Below are 19,605 nucleotides of genomic sequence, written 5' to 3'. Positions count from 1 at the left end.
GTCGTCTCGCCGATATCGACATAGGAACAACAATGAAACACGATCAATCGCGGCTGGTCCGCATCGACGCCGGCCCCATGAAGAACCCGGTGCCCGGCAAGCCCCGCCGTCCCATTTCCGGCGACGCGGCCTTTCGCACGGTGACGGCGTTTGAGGGCAACGCGGGCAAGGCCGAGGCCGGCGTGTGGGAAAGCACGGCGGGGTCGTTCCAGTCCAACACCACTGGCTACATCGAGTTCGGCTACATCGTCGAAGGCGCGGCCCGCCTGGTGGATCCGGACGGCACGGTGCATGAACTGACCGTGGGCGAGGCGTTCGTCATGCCGGAAGGCTATACGGGCCGCTGGGAGGTGGACCAGTTCGTCAAGAAGATCTATTTCATTACCCGGATGGCCTGAGCGTCCGGGCGACGGCGCGGGAACGCAAGCCCCAGGCGTCTGCCGAGGACTAGAATGTTGCGCATCCGGCGCCAACCCGGCGCCACCCCGCGCCAGGCTACGCAGCAATCCGCGTCCGTGCCACGAGCAACCCCCAGGAGCCACCCGTATGACCGCCATTCCCGCTGCCCCCGCCCCGGGCGCAGCGCTGCCCGCCCGCACCGCGCAGGTGGACATCGTCTCCATCCAATCCCAGGTCGTCTACGGCTATGTCGGCAACAACGCCGCGATGCCGGTGTTCCGCAAGGCGGGCCTGCGCGCGATCGCGCTTCCCACCGTGTTGCTGAGCAATACGCCGCACTACCCCACGCTGCACGGCGGCGCGGTGCCGCTGGACTGGTTCGAAGGCTTGTTGCAGGGATTGGACGACCGGCGCGTGACCCAGGTGGCGCGCGCCGTGGTCTGCGGGTATCTCGGCCAGCCGGGGCAGGCGGGCCTGTTGGCCCGATGGCTTTCCGCCGTGCGGGCCGCGCGTCCCGAGCTGCGCGTGTTCATCGATCCGGTCATGGGCGACCGCAACGACGGCCTTTACGTGAACGAAGGCCTGGTGGCGCAGTACCGAGATCTGCTGGTGCCGCTGGCCGAGGGCATGACGCCCAACCATTTCGAGCTGGAATTGCTGGTCGGCCGGCAATTGTCGTCCGTCGACGAGGTGGTGGCGGCGGCGCGCGAGCTGATGGCGCGGGGGCCGCGTTGGATCGTGGCGACCAGTGCCGCCCCGATGGCGGCCACGCCGGGCACGTTGCAGCTGGTGGTCGTGACGCGCGACGATGCCACCGTGGTGACCCATCCCGAGATCGCGATTCCGCCCTCGGTGCACGGGACGGGCGACGTGTTCATGGCGGGCGTCGCTTCGCGGCTGCTGAAAGGCCAGGACCTCATCGAGGCGGTGCGCGAGGCGGCGGCGCAAGTCACGGCGTCGCTGGAGCGCACGCGCGAACTGGGCTGGGAAGAACTGGCCGCCGAAGGCTAGGGGCCGGCGGGGCCACGCCCCGCCATCCGTGCATCAATAGGTCTTGTACGGCAGGAACTTGCCGCTCATCACGATCTGCACGCGGTCGCCCTTGGGGTCGGGCTCGCGCGACAGGTCCATCTTGAAATCAATGGCGCTCATGATGCCGTCGCCGAACTCTTCGTTGATCAGCGCCTTGAAGGTGGTGCCGTAGACGTTGATCAGCTCGTAGAAGCGGTAGATGAGCGGGTCGGTGGGAACGGTGGTCGGCAGCGAGCCCTTGTACGGGACGACCTGCAGTTGCACCACCGCGTCGGCGGGCAGGTCCAGCACGCGGGCGGCGGCCTGCGCCTGTTCTTCGGTCATGGTCATTTGACCCAGCAACGCGGCGGCGGTCCATTCCTTGCTCTGCCCAACGGCCTCGGCGATGGCGCTCCAGGTGAGCTTTTTTTCCAGTTTTCGGGTGACGACGAGTTCGGTGACTTCTGCGCGGGACATCATGGTGGGTTCACTCCTTTTGGGCTGCCTTGTCGACCAGGAAGTCGACGAGATGGTTGCGGATTTCGTAATAGCGGGGTTCGTGATGCAGGCTGGCGCGGGTGCGGTCGCGCGGCAGGTCCACGTTGACGGACTCCGCGATGCGGGCGTAGGGGCCCGCGCTCATGAGCAGGATGCGGTCCGACAGCAGGATGGCCTCGTCCACGTCATGGGTGATCATGAAGACGGTCTGGTGCGTTTCCTGGACGATGGCGCGCAGTTCGTCCTGGATGGCGCCGCGGGTCAGCGCGTCGAGCGCGCCGAAGGGTTCGTCCAGCAACAGCATCTTGGGCTGGATCGCAAAGGCGCGGGCGATGCCGACGCGCTGCTTCATGCCGCCCGACAGCTCGCAGGGTTTCTTGCCCGCGGCCTTGGTCAGCCCCACCATGTCCAGGTAGCGCAGGCTGTGCCCGCGCACCTGATCGCGGCTGTAGGTCGGCCAGCGCGAGCGCACGCCGAACTCCACGTTCTGCAGCGCGGTCAGCCAGGGCAGCAGCGCGTGCGCCTGGAACACCACGCCGCGTTCGAGCGACGGGCCGGCGATCTGGCGGCCGTCCATGATGACGACGCCTTCGTTGCTTTCATCGATGCCGGCCAGCACGTTCAGGATGGTGGTCTTGCCGCAGCCGGAGTGGCCGATGACGCAGACGAACTGGCCCTTGTCGATCTGGAAGTCGATGTTTTCGAAGACCGGCGGCTGGGGCTTGCCGTCGCGTCCGGGGTAGCGCTTGCCCAGCCCTTGCACTTGCAGGAAAGATTGGCTCATGGCGTTACTCCCGATAGCTGACCAGGCGGGCGGCGCGCGCCAGCAGGTTGTCCAGCAGCATGCCGATCAGGCCGATGAAGAAAATGGCGCAGATGATGTTGGAGATGGACAGGTTGTTCCATTCGTTCCAGAGGAAGTAGCCGATGCCGGTGCCGCCGATCAGCATCTCGGCCGCCACGATCACCAGCCAGGCGATGCCGACCGAAATGCGCATCCCGGTCATGATGGTGGGCGCCGCGGCCGGCAGGATCACCTGCAGGGCGGTGCGCAGGCGCGGCACCTCCAGCGTGCGGGCGACGTTCAGCCAGTCCTGCCGCACGCCGCCCACGCCGAAGGCGGTGTTCACCAGCATGGGCCACAGCGAGCAGATGAAGATCACGAAGATCGCCGACGTGTCGGCGTCCTGGATCGTGTACAGCGCAAGCGGCATCCAGGCCAGCGGCGAGATCGGTTTGAGAATCTGGATGAAGGGATCGAACGCGCGGTACACCGTCTTGGACATGCCGATCAGAAAGCCCAGCGGAATCGCCACCAGCGCGGCCAGGCCGAAGCCGGTGAGTACGCGGGCGACCGAATAGCCCAACTGGATGCCGATGCCCTTGTCGTTCGGGCCGCGGTCATAGAAGGGGTCCTTGATGTGCTGCCACAACTGCGCGCCCACCTCGGCGGGGCCGGGGAAGGGCGTCTTGGACCCGCTGGCCGCGGCGTTGCCGACCAGCGCGGCATAGGCCGGGTCCACCGTTGCCTCGCCCGCATCGGGGCGCGTGGCGGCGTGCCACAGCAGCAGGAATACCAGGAACAGGGCCACCGACAGAAAGGTTGCCCGCCAGTGTTGCATGGACCGCATCAGGTCCTCCGGATCTTGAAGCTGGCGAGGTAGGCCTCGGGCTGGCTGGGATCGAAGGGCTTGCCCATCACGCTGAAGGTCTTGCCGGTTTCCGCCGGCGGGGTCAGGCCGGCCTCGCGCATCAGGCGCACGGCGTCGGTCGCAAGGAAGACCTCGCTTGCCACCTTCTGGTAGTCGACGTCGCCCTTGACCTGCCCCCAGCGCTTCATCTGCGTCAGGATCCACACCGCGAACGACTGCCAGGGCATGGGATCGAAGTCGATGCGGTTGGGATCGGTCAGCACCTTGCCCAGGCCGTCAGCGTAGGTGCCGGTCAGGACCTGCTCGACGACCGTGACGGGCTGGTTCAGGTAGTTGGGCGCGGCGATGGCGGTGGCGATCTCCTTGCGGTTCGCGGGGTTGCGGGCATAGGCGGTGGCTTCGATGATGGCCTTGAGCAGCGCCTGGTAGGTGTTGGGCATGCTGGTGACGAATTCCTTGCTGGCCGAGAACGCGCAGCAGGGGTGGCCGTCCCAGATGGTCTTGGAGAGCGTGTGGATGAAGCCCACGCCGTCGTAGACCGCACGCTGGTTCACGGGGTCCGGGGCGAGGAAGCCGTCGATGTTGTCGGCGCGCAGGTTGGCGACCATTTCGGGCGGCGGGACGGAGCGGATCTGCACGTCGGTGTCGGGATCCAGGCCGTGCTCGGCCAGGTAGTAGCGCAACAGGTAGTTGTGCATGGAGTAGTCGAAGGGGACGGCGAACTTGAAGCCTTTCCAGTCCTTCGGGTCGCGCCGGTCTTTGTGCTTCATGGACAGGGTGATGGCCTGGCCGTTGATGTTTTCGACGGCGGGCATGGTCCATGGCACGGCGCGGCTGGCGCCCACGCCCATGGAGATGGCCAGCGGCATGGGCGACAGCATGTGCGCGGCGTCGTATTCGCCGGACATGGCCTTGTCGCGGATGAGCGCCCAGCCGGCGGTCTTGACGACTTCGACGTCCAGGCCCTGCTTGCCGTAGAAGCCCATGGGGTGCGCCATGATGATGGGGGTGGCGCAGGTGATGGGAATGAAGCCGACCTTGAGCTTCTGTTTTTCCAGCGGTCCGGTGGTCTGCGCGAAGGCTTCGCGGGCGGCGGCCAGCGGGAAGATCGACGCGATGGCGGCCATGGCGGTGCTGCTGCCGACCGCACGCAGGAAGCGCCGGCGCAGGGCGTCCTGCGGGAACAGGGCGCGCATGACCGCCTGTTCGACGGCGTTGTCGGTGGCGCTGGCCTGTGACTGGGCCTGCGCGGCGCGCTCGTGTTCGGCCTGCGAGGCGTGGCGGCCGCAGCCGCACGCGAGGCGGCTGTTGGCGTCGAACGGGTTGCTGAAAAGGGACATGGTCGCTCCTTCGGTCGGGAATGGAGCCATCATGGGGCCGGCCGCCGGTGGCCGGTATCGCCGGTTCAACGATACGCGTGTAGGGGACCTACTACGTGGTGCGCGTCTTGCGCCGCGATAGTGCGCGGCGGTTCAGATGGCACCCAACTGGTGCGTGTTGGCGTAGGCGACCAGTTCGACGAGCGTGCGGACGTTGAGTTTTTCGAAGATGCGGCTGCGGTAGGTGGAAATGGTGTTGACGGACAGGGCGAGCTGTTCGCCGATGGCCGAGACCGATCGCCCGGCGACCAGCAGTTGCAGGACCTGGAATTCACGGTTGGACAGCAGCTCATGGGGCGGGCGCGAGCTGTCCTGCCGGACGGTGTGGGCGAGCAGTTCGGCGACCGTGGGCGTGACGTACATTTTTCCGGCGGCGGCGTTGTTGAGGGCGGCCAGCAGTTCTTCGGGTTCGCAGCCTTTGTTGAGGTAGGCGTGGGCGCCGGCGCGCAGGGCGCGCACGGCGAACTGGGATTCGGGGTAGACGGACAGCATGACGACGCCCAATGCGGGGTAGTCGGCGCGCACGCTCTTCAAGACGTCCAGGCCGTCGCGTTCGCCCAGGGCGACGTCCAGGACGATGGCGTCGTAGTGGGCCTGGCGCAGGGCGCGCAAGGCGGCGGGGCCATCGGCGGCTTCGTGCACGAGGGCGACGCGCGGGTCTTCTTCGAGGATGCGGGCCAGGCCGCGGCGGATGATGAGGTGGTCGTCGACGATGAGCAGGTTCAAGGCCATGGCGGCGGTTCCTTTATGCGGCCAGCGGGTTCAGGCGCAGCCGGGCGCGCATGCCGGCGCCGGGGGCGCTGTCCAGGGCAAGGTCGCCGCCGATGGCGCGGGCGCGTTCGCGCATGCCGAGGATGCCGAAGGTGTGGCGATCTTCGGGCAGCTGCATGCCGACGCCGTCGTCTTCGACGGTGAGCACCAGGCCGTCGGCGCCGAAGACGGCGCTGACGCTGACGCTGCGGGCGCGGGCATGACGCTGCACGTTGGTGAGCAGTTCCTGGACGATGCGGTAGATGGCGATTTCGGCGTTGCGGTCCAGGCGCAGGCTTTCGGTGTCGGGCGGACAGAGGTAGCGGCATTGCAGGCCGCTGCGGGTCTGCAGGTCTTGCAGCAGGGCTTCGAGGGCGGCCCAGAGGCCCAGGTGGTCCAGGACGACGGGCCGCAGGTCGTTGAGGATGCGGCGGGTGGCGCCCATGGCGGTCTGGGTGACGTCCAGCATCCGGTCCAGATGGGCCTGGAGTTCTGGCGCGGCGCCGAGCTGGCGGCGCAGCCAGTTCAGGTCGAGCTGCAGGGCGGTGAAGGAGGCGCCGAGGTCGTCGTGGATGTTGCGGGCGATGTGGGCGCGCTCTTCTTCGCGCAGGGTGCTCAGGTGCGAGGACAGGCGGCGCAGGGATTCGTGGGCGGCGCTGAGTTCGGCGGTGCGCTCGCCGACGCGGCGTTCGAGCAGGGCCTGGGTGCTCTGGAGTTCGCGTTCGATCTGTTTGCGGGCGGTGATGTCGGAGAAGGTGACGACAGCGCCGACGACGTCCTGGTCGTTGCGGATGGGGTAGGAGGCGTATTGGGCGTCGAAGCAGCTCCCGTCGCGGCGCCAGAGCACTTCGTCGTCGGCGCGCTCGCCGCGGCCGTCGCGAAAGGCCTTGAAGATGCGGCAGTCATGCACGGGCATGAGGCGGCGGTCGGCGTGGGAGTGGTGGATGAGGTAGTGCATGTTGCGGCCGACGAGTTCGTCGGGGGTGTAGCCGAGCATGTCGGCGCCGGCGCTGTTGATGAAGATGCAGCGGCCGCGCAGGTCGATGCCGTAGATGCCTTCGCCAGCGGCTTCCAGCAGCATTTCGAGCTGGCGGCGCCAGGCGGCGTGGTGCGAGAGGTGCTTCAGGTCGGCGAACATGACTGGCTTGGTTGGTGCTTCTTCATCCCCGGGTTGATTGACCGGGTTCCCTTGTTGCGCGGATTGTGGCGACGCTTTGGCGCGGAGTTTACGGGAGCCGGGGGCGGTGTGGATGGGATTGCGGGAAATCCCTTCGTTGGTTTTTTGGCTTGGTTTTGGGGGCGTTGTGGGTTCTTTAGACGCCCGGCGCGGCGGCGGCCTGGGCGCGCGGGGCTACGATTGCGGTCCGGAGCCTTCGCTCCGGACTACCCTAGGCGGGCCCCCCCGTCGTCATCGTCGTTGGCGCCCTTCGGCGCCTGCCTTCCGATTCCCTCGGGCGCATCTACACGCCCCGCGCACCCAGGCCGCCGCCGCACCGGGCTGCGTCGTTTGAGAGCGGGCGGTTGCTGGGGAGGGCGGCTTGCTTGGCCTTCTTTTGTGGGGGCTGTTGAGGGTTGGAAGATCTTGCGGGGCTGCCAGATGTCGGCCGCGCGGGCGGCCTTATCTGGCGTTCGAGTGTCTTTAGTCCAAGGGGGCTGACATCGGCTCGCACACCGTCTCGCGGGTTTCACGCAAAGCAAATCGCCGGCGTTTGGCGCCGGCGATTTTCATTTGACGTTTGAGTGCCGTGTTGGGCGCTTACGGGATCAGCGACAGGCCGACGCGGAACTGGCTTTCATTGCGCTGGTTGTAGCCCAGCAGTGTCTCGCCATAGCCGTTGAAGTACTGCAGGTGCAGGTAGCCGTTCCAGTTCAGGAACGTGCGGCGCAGGGGCCACGCGAAGTCCAGCTGCGTGGTGCGGCGCTTCTGGTCGCCCTGGCGGTACATGGCGGAAATGACCGCGCCGTCGTCCTGGGCCCAGCGCAGTTGCCAGTCGACGTGGCCGGCGTATTGGGAGTAGTCGCTGTTCTCGGTGGCGACGGCGAAGTAGGCCTTGACCTTGGGGGCGAAGGTGAGGGTGCTGCCGCTGTCGAAGCGGTAGTGGAAGCGCGGTTCGATGTAGCCGTCGTTGAGCGAACGGGAGTCTTCGCCGTCCTTGCCGTTGGACGCGTGCTCGACGCCGGTGTTCATGCCGAAGCGCCAGTTCTGGTTCTCGGATTTCCAGATGTCGTCCGACAGCCAGAAGACGCTGGGGTTGAAGGTGGTGTCGATGAAGGGCTTGGAGTCGCTTTCCAGGTCCCACAGCGAAGTCTGGGTGTAGCCCAGGTAGAAGTCGTCGTGCCACGAGTCGCCGGTGCCGCGGGGGCTGATGAGGCGGTACTTGGCGCTGATCTGGAAGCGGGCCGTGGTGAGGCCGCGGGTGCCCACGGCAAAGTAGACGGGTTTGTAGGCCGAGAAGGCGCTGCGGAATTTCTCGAAGGCGGCCTGTTCGACGGTCTGCTCGACGTTGGCGGCGGGGGCGGGGCCGGCGTCGGGTGAGGCCCCGGCCGCGGCGACGGCGGCGGGCGGGAGGGGCTGGCCGCTGCGGGCGTCGACGACGGGCGTCTGGGCGGGCGTGGTGGCCAGGGTGCCGCTGTCGCGGCCGGTGGCGTCCAGCGCCATCAGCGAGGGCTGGCCTTCGATGGAGACGGCTTGCAGGCCGCGTGCGGTGCTGGGCACTTCGGCGGTCCAGGACATGCGCGCGAAGTTGTTGACGGGCACGCTGTAGTTGTCGCGGCCGCTCTTGAGTTTTGCCAGGCTGCGTACGATCTGGCCGTCCGGGCTGCGCCATTGCAGGACCAGTTCGGGCGGGGCCTGCCAGTCGACGCGGGCGCTGCCTTCATTGAAATACACGGCCTCGATGGTGATGGTTTCGCCGGGCGCCGCGGAGGGACGGTCCAGCCGGTACGACACGCCTGCCGCGGCGGAGCCGGCGGCGCCCAGCGCCAGGGCGGCGGCGATGAGGCGGGAAGTGGGAGTGCGGTGAAAAGGACGGCTGGAGGTCATTGGGGACGTGTATGGTTTTTGTGATGAAGAAATGTAGCACCGTCCCCGGCAACAGTTTGTAAGTCAGGCTAATCGTATGTATGGGCTGTAAAAATGATGACGCCCCGCGCATTGTCGACAATGCGCGGGGCGTCGTGCGTGGCGGAGCGCCAGGCCGCATGCGGGACGGCGGGCAATGCCCGCCTTGTGTTGATCCGGCGGTTATTCGCCGAACTTGATGCCCTGGGCCAGCGGCAGGTTGCGCGAGTAGTTGATGGTGTTGGTGGCGCGGCGCATGTAGTTGCGCCAGGCGTCCGATCCGGATTCGCGGCCGCCGCCGGTTTCCTTTTCGCCGCCGAAGGCGCCGCCGATTTCAGCGCCGGACGTGCCGATGTTGACGTTGGCGATGCCGCAGTCCGAGCCCGCGGCCGACAGGAAGGTCTCGGCTTCGCGCAGGTCGTTGGTGAAGATGGCCGACGACAGGCCTTGCGGCACGCCGTTCTGCATGGCGATCGCGTCGCCGAATTCCTTGTAGCGCATGACGTACAGGATGGGCGCGAAGGTTTCGTGGCAGACCACGTCGGTCTGGCCGGGCATTTCGGCGATGGCCGGGCGCACGTACCAGGCGTCGGGGAATTGATCGGCCAGCACCCGTTCGCCGCCCGTGACCTTGCCGCCCTGTTCGCGGGCGGCCGTGAGTGCGGCCTGCATGGCGTCGAAGGAGGCGCGGTCGATCAGGGGACCGACGAGGTTGCCGCTGTCGAGCGGGTTGCCGATGGGGGCGCTGGCGTAGGCCTTGTGCAGGCGCTGGACCAGTTCGTCGGCGACGCTTTCGTGGACGATCAGGCGGCGGGTGGTGGTGCAGCGCTGGCCGGCGGTGCCGATGGCGCCGAAGACGATGCCGCGCGCGGCCATGTCGAGGTCCGCGGTGGGGCCGACGATGATGGCGTTGTTGCCGCCCAGTTCGAGCAGGACGCGGCCAAAACGTTGCGCGACGCGCGGGCCGACCTGGCGGCCCATGCGGGTGGAGCCGGTGGCCGACACCAGCGCCACGGTGTGCGAGTCGACCAGGGCCTCGCCGATGTCGCGGCCGCCGATCAGGACTTCGGACAGGCCGGCGGGGGCGTCGCCAAAACGTTGCACGGCCTGCGCGAACAGGGCCTGGCAGGCAAGGGCGGTGAGCGGCGTCTTTTCGGACGGTTTCCAGGCGACGGCATTGCCGCAAACGAGCGCCAGCGCGGCGTTCCAGGACCATACGGCGACCGGGAAGTTGAAGGCGCTGATGACGCCGACGACGCCCAGCGGATGCCAGGTTTCCATCATGCGGTGGCCGGGGCGCTCGGAGGCGATGGTCAGGCCGTAAAGCTGGCGCGACAGGCCCACGGCGAAATCGCAGATGTCGATCATTTCCTGCACTTCGCCTTCGCCTTCCGCGATGATCTTGCCGGCTTCCAGGCTGACCAGGCGGCCGAGTTCCTGCTTGTGCTGGCGCAGGGTTTCGCCGAACAGGCGGATCAGTTCGCCGCGGCGCGGGGCCGGCACGTCGCGCCAGGCCAGGCTGGCCTGGCGGGCGCGGGTGATGGCGGCGTGGGCCTGGGCCACCGTGTGTTCGTGCACCTGCGCCAGTTCGGCGCCGTCGATGGGGCTGCGGGCAATCAGCGTGCCGCCGGTCAGCGCGCTGGGATTCAGTCCGAGATTGCGCAGGATGTCTTGGGGAGTGTCCATGCCGGTTCCTTGGAAAGCCTTGCGAAGTGAGCGCCTTCGCGTGGGGCTTAAGGGTTATGCCTAAGTGGCGATTCTGGAAAAAAATTTACTATACGAAACTATGACGTGAAATGCGAAATATTTTTGAGGCGTCCGGTGGCGGCGCCTTGTGAAACGCCAGTGTTGGCGGCAGCGCACCCCGCGGGGTGCGGACCTGCCGCGCACTGCACCTTCAAGGTGAATACGTGGCGGAACCCTTGCTCGTTGTCCAGGCAGTCAAGAAGACCTATCGGCGCGACGGGCACCCCCCGCATCTGGCGCTCGACGGCATCGATTGCCAGCTCGAGCGCGGCGAGGTGATGGTCGTGGTCGGTCCGTCCGGGTCGGGCAAGAGCACCTTGCTGCGCACCCTGAACGGCCTGGAAAGCATCGACAGCGGCACGATCCGGGTGAACGGCGTGTCCCTCACGGATCCGGCCACCGACGTCAACCGCTGGCGCACCGATGTGGGCATGGTGTTCCAGCACTTCAACCTGTTCCAGCACCGTACCGCGCTCGACAACGTGGCGCTACCCCAGCGCGTGGTGCGCGGGCGCAGCCGCGGCGACGCCGAGCGCTACGCCCGCGAACTGCTGGGCCGCGTGGGCATGGCCGAATTCGGCGACCGCTATCCCAGCCAGCTGTCCGGCGGCCAGCAGCAGCGCGTGGCGATCGCGCGCGCGTTGGCAATGGACCCCCAGCTCATGCTCTTTGACGAGGCCACTTCGGCCCTCGATCCCGAGACCGTGGGCGGCATTCTCGAATTGATGCGCGCCCTGGCGCGCGATGGCATGACGATGGCGGTCGTGACCCACGAAATGGGCTTTGCCCGCGACGTGGGCGACCGGGCGATCTTCATGGACGCGGGCCGCATCGTCGAAATGGGCACGCCCGATGAAGTCTTCGGCCACCCCAAAGAGGCGCGCACCCGCGCCTTCCTGGAAAAGATTCTGTAGTCCCGCCGGTCCGGCTAATCCGGGCGCTGCCGGCGCGATGTGCCTTGCCCGGAACGATATGGGTCCAATCACCAAAGGGGTTAGCAATGCTGAAAATCAAACAATGGCTGGGCGTGGCCAGCGTCGCCCTGGCGGCCGCCACGGTGGCCCTGCCGGCACAGGCGGACGAACTTTCCGACATCATCAAGCGCGGAGAACTGCGCGTCGCGGTGCAGACGTCCGGGCCGCTGATGAGCTTCATGGACAAATCGGGCAAGCGCACCGGGCTGGCGGTCGAAGTGGCCAAGCGCATGGCCGACGACCTGGGCGTGAAGCTGGTGCTGCAGGACTATGAATGGAAGGGCCTGCTGCCGGCGCTCTTGTCGGGCAAGGCCGACATGGTGGCCGCCGACATGACGCCCACGCCGCAGCGCGCCGCGCAAGTGCTGTTCTCGCTGCCCATGTTCTACGCCGACACCGTCGCCGTCGTGCCCAAGGATTCGCCGTACAAGACCTACCAGGAACTCAACAAGGACGGCGTGACCGTCGGCGCGCTGGGCGCCAGCACCTACGCCGAGGTCGGCAAGAAGATGCTGCCCAAGGCCACGCTGAAGGAGTTCTCGGGCGGCAGCGCCCCGGTCGGGCAGGCGCTGTCCAGCGGGCGACTGGACGCGGGCATCATGTCGCTGTCCACCGCCAACCAGTTCCTGGTCGACTTCGGCAACCTGCGGGTGCTGGAGGGCGTGATGGTGCGCGAACCGCTGGCGTTCGCCGTCGGCCCCAACGCGTTCCGCCTGAAGTTCTGGCTGGACAACTGGCAGACCCTGAAGACCGCCGACAACACGCTGCCGGAGCAGGTGAAATACTGGTACTCCACCGATTGGAAGAAAGACCACTGATCGGAGACGGAACCGCCCATGGACTGGCTGATCGATTTCTATAACTGGCGCATCGTCAGCCAGTACACGGGCCAATTCGCCGAGGGCCTGGCCAACACCCTGATCGCGGCGGGCGCAAGCCTGGTGCTGTCGGTGCTGGCCGGCGTGCCGCTGGCGCTTGCCCATATGTCGTCGCGCGCCGTGGTGTGGCGCCCGGTGGCGGGCTATGTGCAGTTCGTCCGCTCCACGCCGCTGCTGGTGCAGATCTATCTGGTCTATTACGCGGTGCCGTTCCTCGTGCCCGGCGCCAAGGGCTGGAGCGAGATGGCGCTGGGCATCATCGCCATGACTCTGCACCACGCGGCCTACATGAGCGAGATCATCCGCGTGGGCATCGAATCCGTGCCGCGCGGCCAGATCGAAGGGGCCAAGGCCTGCGGCATGAACTATCAGCAGCGCCTGCGCTACGTGGTGCTGCCGCAGGCCTTCGCCAACACGCTGCCGCCGCTGTTGGGCCAGACGGCGGTGCTGATCAAGGACACCTCGCTGCTGTCGCTGATCACGGTCTTCGAACTGGTTGCGGCCGGGGTGCAGATGAACAGCGAGCGCATCGTTCCCAACGAAGCCTTCCTGACCATCGCGGCGGGCTACCTGCTGATCTACTGCGTCATGCTGCTGCTGTCCAAGGGCGTGAGCCTGTGGCTGGCCGGTCCGGCCTGGAACGCGAGGTAACCATGCTGGAATCCTATCTTTCCACCGCCGGCGTCGTGCTGCCTTTCCTGCTCAAGGGCTTTTGGGAAACGCTGAAGATCTCGTTCGTGGCCATCATCGCCGGGTCGCTGCTGGGCTTTGTCATCGGCGTGATCCGCAGCTACCGCATCCGCGGCGTGCACCAACTGCTGGGCCTGTACATCCACATCCTGCGCGGCACGCCGTTCCTGGTCCAGCTCTATATCTTCTACTTCGTGCTGCCCAGCTCCGGCATTGAACTGCTGCACTGGGATTCCGGCACGGCGGCGTTCGTAGCGCTGTCGGTCTACACGTCCTGCTACGTGGCCGAAATCGTCATGGGCGCCATCCAGGCCGTGCCGCGCGGCCAGACCGAAGGCGCGATGACGCTGGGCCTGCGCCCCTTGCAGATCCTGTGGCTGGTCATCCTGCCGCAAGCGATGCGGCTGATCGTGCAACCGATGAGCGGCGTCTACGTCATGCTGATCAAGAGCACCGCCATCCTGTCGGTGGTCGGCATCACGGAACTGACCCGGCAGGGCGAAGTGTTCATCATCACCTTCCCGGCCAAATCGCTGTTCATCTACGGCATGATCGCCGCCATCTACTTCATCTACTGCTACCCGCTCCTGCGCCTGGCCAACTGGTTGGAAAAGCGCCTGACCGGGGGCCTGCAAGGCGCGGGCCTGCACTGAGCCGACACCATGGTCTCCGAGTACATCGACACCTACTACAAGCGCACGCTCGCCGACAGCCAGACCTACTATCCGCCGCTGGCGGGCGCGGCCAGCGCGGACGTCTGCGTGATCGGCGCGGGCCTGGCCGGCCTGTCCACCGCGCTGGAGCTGGCCCGTCGGGGCCGCAACGTCATCCTGCTGGAAGCCCGGCGCATCGCCTGGGGCGCGTCGGGCCGCAATGGCGGTTCCGTGTCGCCGGCGTTTTCCGCGGGCGCCGACGCCATTCGCAAGCACGTCGACGAAGACCACTACCGCCAGCTCTACCGGCTGTCCATGGAAGGCGTCGAGATCATCCGCGACAACATCCGCGACCTGCGCATCGCCGATGCGCACAAGGTGGACGGGCGCCTGCGCGTCGTGCGCTACGAGGCCACCGACGCCCTGCGCCAGTGGTGCGACAGCCAGCAGCGCGACTTCGGGCGCGACGTGCGGTTGCTATCCCGCAGCGAGGTCCGGGAGCGGCTCGTCTCGGACGTGTACTTCCAGGGCGTCGAAGACCCGGCATCGTTTCATTTCCATCCGCTCAACTACGCCCGCGCGCTGGCCCGCGAGTGCGTCCGGCTTGGCGTGCGCATCCATGAGAATTCGCCGGTCGTGCAGGCCACGCTTGAAGGTGCGGTCAAGCACCTGAAGACCGAACAGGGGCAGATCGACGCCGCCACCGTGGTGCTGGCCACCGGCGGCTACACCGGCGACGTCGTGCCCGCCCTGCGCCGCGCGATGCTGCCCATCGCCACCTACATCATGCTGACCGAGCCCCTGGGCGACCGCGTGCGCGACGCCATCCGCAGCACCGCCGCCATCGGCGACGACCGGCGCGCCGGCAACTATTACCGCGTCCTCGATGGCGGCCGCATCGGCTGGGGCAGTAGAATCACCACCCGTGTCGATGACCCGCCCGATCTGGCCGAGTCCCTGCGCCGCGAACTGCTCAGCGTCTATCCCCAATTGCAGGGGGTGCGCGTGGAAGCGGCGTGGTCGGGACGCATGGCCTACGCGCGGCACCTGATGCCGCAGATCGGCCTGCTGGGCCCCGGCGTCTGGTATTGCACGGCGTTCGGCGGCCACGGCATGAACACCACCTCCATAGGCGGGCGCGTCGTGGCCGAGGCGATCACCGGCGACACGCAGCGCTACAGGCTTTTCGAACCGTTCGGGCTGGCCTGGAACGGAGGCAGCCTGGGCACGGCGGCGGTTCAATTGACTTATTGGTCTTACCAGGCGCGCGACTGGTGGCGGGAGCGTCGATCGCGGGCATGACAGTGCAGGCATGACAGGGCATACAGATGCAAGGCAACAAACAGAGCGCATTGGCACAACGGCTGCGAGCCTTGCGCCAGGCGCGCGCATGGACCCTCAAGCAGGCGGCCGAAGCCACCGGCGTGTCCGCATCGACGCTGTCAAAAATCGAGAACAGCCTGCTGTCTCCCACCTATGACAACCTGATCAAGATCGCCGCGGGCCTGGACCTGGACGTGGCCGAACTCTTCACCGCGTCCGACGCCCACATGGGCACCGGCCGCCGCAGCCTGAGCCGCCAGGGGGAAGGGCGCCAGTACGAAACCCCGTACTACGACCACCGCCTGCTGTGCACCGCGCTGTCGCACAAGCGCATGATGCCGTTCCACACCCGCGTCAAGGCCCGCTCCTTCGACGAGTTCCACGACTGGAGCCGCCATGGCGGCGAGGAATTCGTCTACGTCCTGGAAGGCGAGGTCCTGCTCTATACCGAGTTCTACGAGCCCGCCAGGTTGAAGGCCGGGGAGAGCTTCTATATAGATAGCCGCATGGGGCACCGGGTGATCAGCTTGAGCCCGGAAGATGCGATTGTTTTGTGGGTGTCGACGCACACAGACATTGGCGAGGAATAGGGTTCGCCCGCGGGGGCCCCGGGCGCGAACCACTTTTTCCGTAACGAGGTAAAATGCGGCGCCCGGACAGCTTCCGGGCATCACCACACCGCGCGGCAGTAGCTCAGCTGGATAGAGCACGGGCCTTCTAAGCCTGAGGTCGGGGGTTCGAGCCCCTCCTGCCGCGCCAGAATAACCATAAAAATCAACTCATCGACCCGAATCGGATCCATCCGGACGCTGAGTGCGACGCGAGGCGAGAGGACCGACCTGGCGGAGGCCCTCGACAGAGCGCGCCGCTTGATCAATGTGCCGCTGAGCGACCGGCAGTGTGCGGTGTTGATCGATTTCACCTACACCTGGGTGTCCGACAATCTGGCGTCGTCGGACCTGCAGCGAAAGTTCACGCACGCGACTATGTTTGCGGGTGCGCCGAGCTAAACCGCTGGGTCAGGGGACGACTCAATCTACGCGACAGTAAGCTGCAATCGCCGACCAAGCGCATGAAGCGCAAGAGCGAGCGTGTCGATTTTGGTGGAATGATGCAGGTTCACGATGCGAGTGACTTCCTGCTTTGTTGTCCCCATCTTGCGCGCCAGCTCGGTTTGGGTGACGTCCTGAGAAACCATTTCATTTAGCACGAGGATCTTCGCCTCGACGCTGGCCGGCAGGCTGACCAAAACCTCTTCACCTTCCGGTGCGGACGCTTCAGGTACGGCACGGCCATCTTCAAAATAAAAATCCATGGCCGTTAGAAGCGCATCGGCGGCCATTTTCTCGGCTTCTTCCCGGGTATCGGCGCCTGTAAGCGCTTCGGGGATGTCTCGGAAGGAAACCATAAAGCCATCCCCATCAGCTTCGATCTTTGCGGGGTATTGCAACATAGTGGTAATGCTCCAGTGTCAGTGCGGTGAGTAGTCGGTCTTATAGAAGCCCCGCTCGGGGCTCCCGGTTACTTCAAACCTAACTGCTTCAATATTGATTGCCTGAGACCTTCACCTAATTCCTTGTTGTGTCTCGGCAGGGTGGATTGCTTGCCATTCATGTACACCTTCGTGTGGCTGGAGCCTTCTTTGAAAACTGCTCCTTGTTCTGCAAGCCACCGTTTGAACTCATTTATTCTCACCGCACCTCCTTTGTATAGTTGATGACGCAAGAATAGTAAGCAAAAATGCTTACTTCGTCAAGGGCTGACGCGGCTCTAGCCGCTGTCGGTCAGCCAGTGCATTTACCAACCTTGGTAATAGCGGCGCCCGTCGAATTCTCGAAGCCTCAGACCATCATCACCCTGCCGGAGCAGAAGGTCAGCAGCTTCGGCTCGATCAGGCCGGAAATCGGACCTATCCCGTTCACGCCGCGCCTGCCGGTCCGCGTCAGCATGGCCTATCCCGCGCAGACCGCGCCGTCGTTGGTGACGGAGGCGTTCGTGGACATTCTTGAGCGCGAATTCCAGGCGCTGCCCAGCACCGGCAGCGCGTGAGTATCCGCTGCGGCGTCCGGGCTCGCGCACAAGTTCGCTGGCGCGCGCCCGTCACCCTCGCGCCGGCTTGCTCACCCGCAACGCGCTCACCACCAGCGAAAACGCCGGCGACGGCTGCCTGCGGCTGGGGTAGTAGAGGTGATAGCCCTCGAAACTGGGACACCAATCCTCCAGCACCCGAACCAGCCGGCCATCGGCCAGGTACGGCATCAATTCATCGTCCGGCAGCAGCGCCAGCCCCAACCCGGCCAGCGCCGCATCGATCTGTGGCTGGGTCGTATTGAAGATCAACGGTCCGTCCACGCGGACGTTGACCTGCTTGCCGCGGCGTTCAAAGTCCCAGACGTACAGCCCGCCCGAACTTTGCATCCGCTGGTTGATGCAGGCGTGCTGCATGAGGTCCTGCGGCGCCTTCGGGATGGGCCGCGACGTGAAATAGTCCGGCGACCCGACCACCGCCAGGCGCATGGGCGGCCCGATGGGCACGGCGATCATGTCCTTGTCGATGGTCTTGCCCATGCGCACGCCCGCGTCGAAGCGGTCCGCGACGATGTCCCGGAATCCGTAGTTCACGTCGAATTCGAGCTTGATGTCCGGGTACTCGCGCATCAGCGGCGTCAGTTTGGGCAGCAGGATGCTGTGCAGGACATAGTCGCCGCAGGTGATGCGCACGGTGCCCGCTGGCTTGTCGCGCAGTTCGGTCAGCTCATCCAGTTCCGCCTCGATTTCATCGAAGCGGTTGCCGATGGCATTGAGCAGCCGTTCGCCCGCGTCGGTGGGCGATACGCTGCGCGTGGTGCGGGTGAGCAGCCGGATTCGCAGGCGCGCTTCCAGGCCGCTGACGGACTGGCTCAGCGCCGATTGGGTGACGCCCAGCAGGGACGCGGCACGGGTGAAGCTGCCTTCGCGCGCCACCGTGACGAAGTAGAGGAGGTCGTTGAGGTTGCGTCGGGCCATGGGCGGGGTCGGGGAATTGATTAGGCAATCTTATAGAGGTTTTAAGCATTGATCAGCTAGTCGGCGTCCAGGCGATTTGCCAAGATAGCCGGCATGACTCCCCCGATTTCCGGACCTGATCGCATGCGGCGGCGCATGGCGCAGACGTTTGTTGCCGTCGCGCTAGGCACCGTGGCCATGTGCCCGCCTGTAGCCGCGGCCGCGGAGCCGGCCCGGCCTTTGCCTGAGGAAATATCCATGAAGATCCGTCTTGTCGTCGACGGCCAGACCGCCACCGCGACGCTCTACGACAATGCCACCGCGCGGGATTTTGCCAAGCTGTTGCCGTTGGCCCTGACCATGCAGGACTACGACGTCATCGAGCGGGTTTCCAGCCTGCCGCGCAAGCTTGCCACCGAAGGTGCGCCCGATGGGATGGCGCCGGAGGCCGGCGAACTGACGCACTACGCGCCCTGGGGCAATCTGGCCATTTTCCTGGAACCGCGATCCTACGCGCGCGAGCTGCTGCCGCTGGGCAAGGTGGATAAGGGCCTGTCCATCCTGGCCCGGCCCGGGCCGTACCGGTTGCGTATCGAAGCCCTCCGGGATTGATCCGCCCCGTCTGCCGTTACCCCGTATTCACTCCGTTCTTCACGGCCAGCAGTTGCGCCATCACGCTGACGGCGATCTCGGCGGGCGTCTTGCTGCCGATGTACAGGCCGACCGGCGAATGCAGGCGCGACAGGGATGCTTCCGTTTCGTCGAAGTGTTCGATGAAGCGCTGCCGTCGGCTGGCGGCGTTGCGGCGTGAGCCGATGGCGCCGACGTAGAAGGCGGGGCTGTGCAGCGCTTCCAGCAGCGCCATGTCGTCGAGCTTGGGGTCGTGGCTGAGCGCCACGATGCAGGTCCGCGAGTCGGGCCGCAGGGCGCGTACCGCGTCGTCGGGCATCTCGGTGGTGAAGGCCACGCCGTCCACGGACCAGGCGCCCCGGTGTTCGATGCGGGGGTCGCATACCGTCACGGCAAAATCGTTGAATAGCGCCATCGTGGCGACATATTCGGCCAGCGATCCGGCGCCGATCAGCAGCAGCCGGTACTGCGGGCCCAGCGTGCTGGAGAGGGTGGCGCCGTCGAAATGCAGGCTTTCAGGCGCCGACGCCGCGCTCAGGGTCACGGCGCCGGTGGCGCAGTCGACCGTGCGCTGCACGAGCTGGCCGGATTCCAGCCGGTGGACCAGCGCATCGAGCGCCTCGAGTTCAGGGGCGAATTCCAGCAGCAGTTCCAGCGTTCCGCCGCAAGGCAGCCCGAATCGGTGCGCCTCATCGGCCGTCACGCCGTAGCGGACCAGTTCGGGCGCCGATTCCGGGATGGCGCCGTCGCCGTAGGCGCGCGTGTAGCGGTGGACCAGGTCGTCTTCGATGCAGCCGCCCGACACGGAGCCGACGCAACGGCCGTCCTCGCGCAGCGCCATCATGGAGCCAAGGGGGCGGGGCGACGAGCCCCAGGTCTTGACCACAGTGGCCAGCATCAGGCGATGCCCGGCAACCAGCCAGTCTCGCGCGGCGCGCAGCACGCGCACGTCAACGCTTTCCACGGGCGTGCTCCT

22 protein-coding genes and 1 tRNA gene are annotated in these 19,605 nt (G+C 66.2%); 11 read left to right on the top strand and 12 right to left on the bottom strand.

What is annotated here, in order from left to right:
- Positions 1-32: 32 nt before the first annotated feature.
- Together BXA00_RS00355 and pdxK are read left to right on the top strand one after the other, a co-directional pair.
- Complete coding sequence (locus BXA00_RS00355) at positions 33-398, top strand: cupin domain-containing protein (RefSeq protein ID WP_057286762.1); 366 nt, start codon at positions 33-35, stop codon at positions 396-398.
- Positions 399-546: 148 nt separating this feature from the next.
- Positions 547-1,410, top strand: coding sequence for a pyridoxine/pyridoxal/pyridoxamine kinase (pdxK, locus tag BXA00_RS00350; RefSeq protein WP_076515255.1), 864 nt, complete (start codon positions 547-549; stop codon positions 1,408-1,410).
- Between the two features lie 33 nt (positions 1,411-1,443).
- Here pdxK and cynS read toward each other — a convergent pair whose 3' ends face one another.
- The 8 genes from cynS to BXA00_RS00310 all read right to left on the bottom strand — a co-directional run bounded on the left by cynS (position 1,444) and on the right by BXA00_RS00310 (position 10,436).
- On the bottom strand, positions 1,444-1,887 hold the full coding sequence (cynS, locus tag BXA00_RS00345) for a cyanase (protein ID WP_076521711.1): 444 nt from the start codon (positions 1,885-1,887) through the stop codon (positions 1,444-1,446).
- 10 nt (positions 1,888-1,897) lie between these two features.
- Entirely contained in the window at positions 1,898-2,692 is a 795-nt protein-coding gene (locus BXA00_RS00340; RefSeq protein ID WP_076515253.1) for an ABC transporter ATP-binding protein, read from the bottom strand.
- A 4-nt stretch (positions 2,693-2,696) separates the two neighbouring features.
- Positions 2,697-3,539, bottom strand: coding sequence for a nitrate ABC transporter permease (ntrB, locus tag BXA00_RS00335; protein ID WP_076515252.1), 843 nt, complete (start codon positions 3,537-3,539; stop codon positions 2,697-2,699).
- Positions 3,539-4,900, bottom strand: a complete 1,362-nt coding sequence (locus BXA00_RS00330; protein ID WP_076515250.1) for a CmpA/NrtA family ABC transporter substrate-binding protein — start codon at positions 4,898-4,900, stop codon at positions 3,539-3,541. Before BXA00_RS00330 ends, ntrB begins: the two co-directional genes overlap by 1 nt.
- A gap of 132 nt (positions 4,901-5,032) precedes the next feature.
- Positions 5,033-5,671: a response regulator transcription factor gene (locus BXA00_RS00325; RefSeq protein WP_076515249.1), complete on the bottom strand. Its 639-nt coding sequence runs from the start codon at positions 5,669-5,671 to the stop codon at positions 5,033-5,035.
- A gap of 13 nt (positions 5,672-5,684) precedes the next feature.
- Positions 5,685-6,827 (bottom strand): PAS domain-containing sensor histidine kinase, encoded by a 1,143-nt coding sequence (locus BXA00_RS00320; RefSeq protein WP_076515247.1) that lies wholly within the window; start codon positions 6,825-6,827, stop codon positions 5,685-5,687.
- 618 nt (positions 6,828-7,445) lie between these two features.
- Positions 7,446-8,732 carry a phospholipase A gene (locus BXA00_RS00315; protein WP_076515245.1) on the bottom strand — a complete coding sequence of 429 codons (1,287 nt, stop codon included), beginning with the start codon at positions 8,730-8,732 and terminating at the stop codon, positions 7,446-7,448.
- A 201-nt stretch (positions 8,733-8,933) separates the two neighbouring features.
- Positions 8,934-10,436: an aldehyde dehydrogenase family protein gene (locus tag BXA00_RS00310; RefSeq protein WP_076515243.1), complete on the bottom strand. Its 1,503-nt coding sequence runs from the start codon at positions 10,434-10,436 to the stop codon at positions 8,934-8,936.
- Between the two features lie 224 nt (positions 10,437-10,660).
- On the opposite strand from BXA00_RS00310, the gene BXA00_RS00305 reads away from it, so the two are divergent.
- From BXA00_RS00305 to BXA00_RS00275, 7 genes are all read left to right on the top strand, one after another.
- Complete coding sequence (locus tag BXA00_RS00305) at positions 10,661-11,410, top strand: amino acid ABC transporter ATP-binding protein (protein ID WP_076515242.1); 750 nt, start codon at positions 10,661-10,663, stop codon at positions 11,408-11,410.
- An 86-nt stretch (positions 11,411-11,496) separates the two neighbouring features.
- Complete coding sequence (locus BXA00_RS00300) at positions 11,497-12,288, top strand: ABC transporter substrate-binding protein (RefSeq protein ID WP_076515240.1); 792 nt, start codon at positions 11,497-11,499, stop codon at positions 12,286-12,288.
- 18 nt (positions 12,289-12,306) lie between these two features.
- Positions 12,307-12,999 carry an amino acid ABC transporter permease gene (locus BXA00_RS00295; RefSeq protein ID WP_076515239.1) on the top strand — a complete coding sequence of 231 codons (693 nt, stop codon included), beginning with the start codon at positions 12,307-12,309 and terminating at the stop codon, positions 12,997-12,999.
- A gap of 2 nt (positions 13,000-13,001) precedes the next feature.
- Positions 13,002-13,691, top strand: coding sequence for an amino acid ABC transporter permease (locus BXA00_RS00290; protein ID WP_076515237.1), 690 nt, complete (start codon positions 13,002-13,004; stop codon positions 13,689-13,691).
- A gap of 9 nt (positions 13,692-13,700) precedes the next feature.
- The gene (locus BXA00_RS00285) at positions 13,701-14,993 is read left to right on the top strand and encodes an FAD-binding oxidoreductase (protein WP_076515236.1); all 1,293 of its coding nucleotides are present in this window, start codon (positions 13,701-13,703) and stop codon (positions 14,991-14,993) included.
- Between the two features lie 26 nt (positions 14,994-15,019).
- Positions 15,020-15,604 (top strand): helix-turn-helix domain-containing protein, encoded by a 585-nt coding sequence (locus BXA00_RS00280; RefSeq protein ID WP_076515234.1) that lies wholly within the window; start codon positions 15,020-15,022, stop codon positions 15,602-15,604.
- A 92-nt stretch (positions 15,605-15,696) separates the two neighbouring features.
- Positions 15,697-15,773: transfer RNA gene (locus BXA00_RS00275), tRNA-Arg, on the top strand.
- Positions 15,774-16,050: 277 nt separating this feature from the next.
- Here the strand turns inward: BXA00_RS00275 and BXA00_RS00270 are convergent.
- Positions 16,051-16,467, bottom strand: a complete 417-nt coding sequence (locus tag BXA00_RS00270) for a type II toxin-antitoxin system HicB family antitoxin (RefSeq protein ID WP_076515233.1) — start codon at positions 16,465-16,467, stop codon at positions 16,051-16,053.
- 68 nt (positions 16,468-16,535) lie between these two features.
- Complete coding sequence (locus tag BXA00_RS00265) at positions 16,536-16,709, bottom strand: type II toxin-antitoxin system HicA family toxin (RefSeq protein WP_076515231.1); 174 nt, start codon at positions 16,707-16,709, stop codon at positions 16,536-16,538.
- Between the two features lie 96 nt (positions 16,710-16,805).
- On the opposite strand from BXA00_RS00265, the gene BXA00_RS29175 reads away from it, so the two are divergent.
- On the top strand, positions 16,806-17,063 hold the full coding sequence (locus BXA00_RS29175; RefSeq protein WP_231952174.1) for a hypothetical protein: 258 nt from the start codon (positions 16,806-16,808) through the stop codon (positions 17,061-17,063).
- A gap of 51 nt (positions 17,064-17,114) precedes the next feature.
- Here BXA00_RS29175 and BXA00_RS00255 read toward each other — a convergent pair whose 3' ends face one another.
- Complete coding sequence (locus BXA00_RS00255) at positions 17,115-18,020, bottom strand: LysR family transcriptional regulator (protein ID WP_076515228.1); 906 nt, start codon at positions 18,018-18,020, stop codon at positions 17,115-17,117.
- Between the two features lie 237 nt (positions 18,021-18,257).
- Here BXA00_RS00255 and BXA00_RS00250 point away from each other — a divergent pair, with 237 nt between their 5' ends.
- Entirely contained in the window at positions 18,258-18,611 is a 354-nt protein-coding gene (locus tag BXA00_RS00250; protein WP_156902705.1) for a cyclophilin-like fold protein, read from the top strand.
- A gap of 16 nt (positions 18,612-18,627) precedes the next feature.
- Here the strand turns inward: BXA00_RS00250 and BXA00_RS00245 are convergent, their stop codons facing one another.
- Positions 18,628-19,593, bottom strand: a complete 966-nt coding sequence (locus BXA00_RS00245) for an XdhC family protein (protein WP_076515226.1) — start codon at positions 19,591-19,593, stop codon at positions 18,628-18,630.
- Positions 19,594-19,605: the final 12 nt, after the last annotated feature.

This window comes from Achromobacter sp. MFA1 R4, assembly GCF_900156745.1.
Classification (GTDB): domain Bacteria; phylum Pseudomonadota; class Gammaproteobacteria; order Burkholderiales; family Burkholderiaceae_B; genus Achromobacter.
This window is presented reverse-complemented; position numbering and strand designations above follow the sequence as displayed.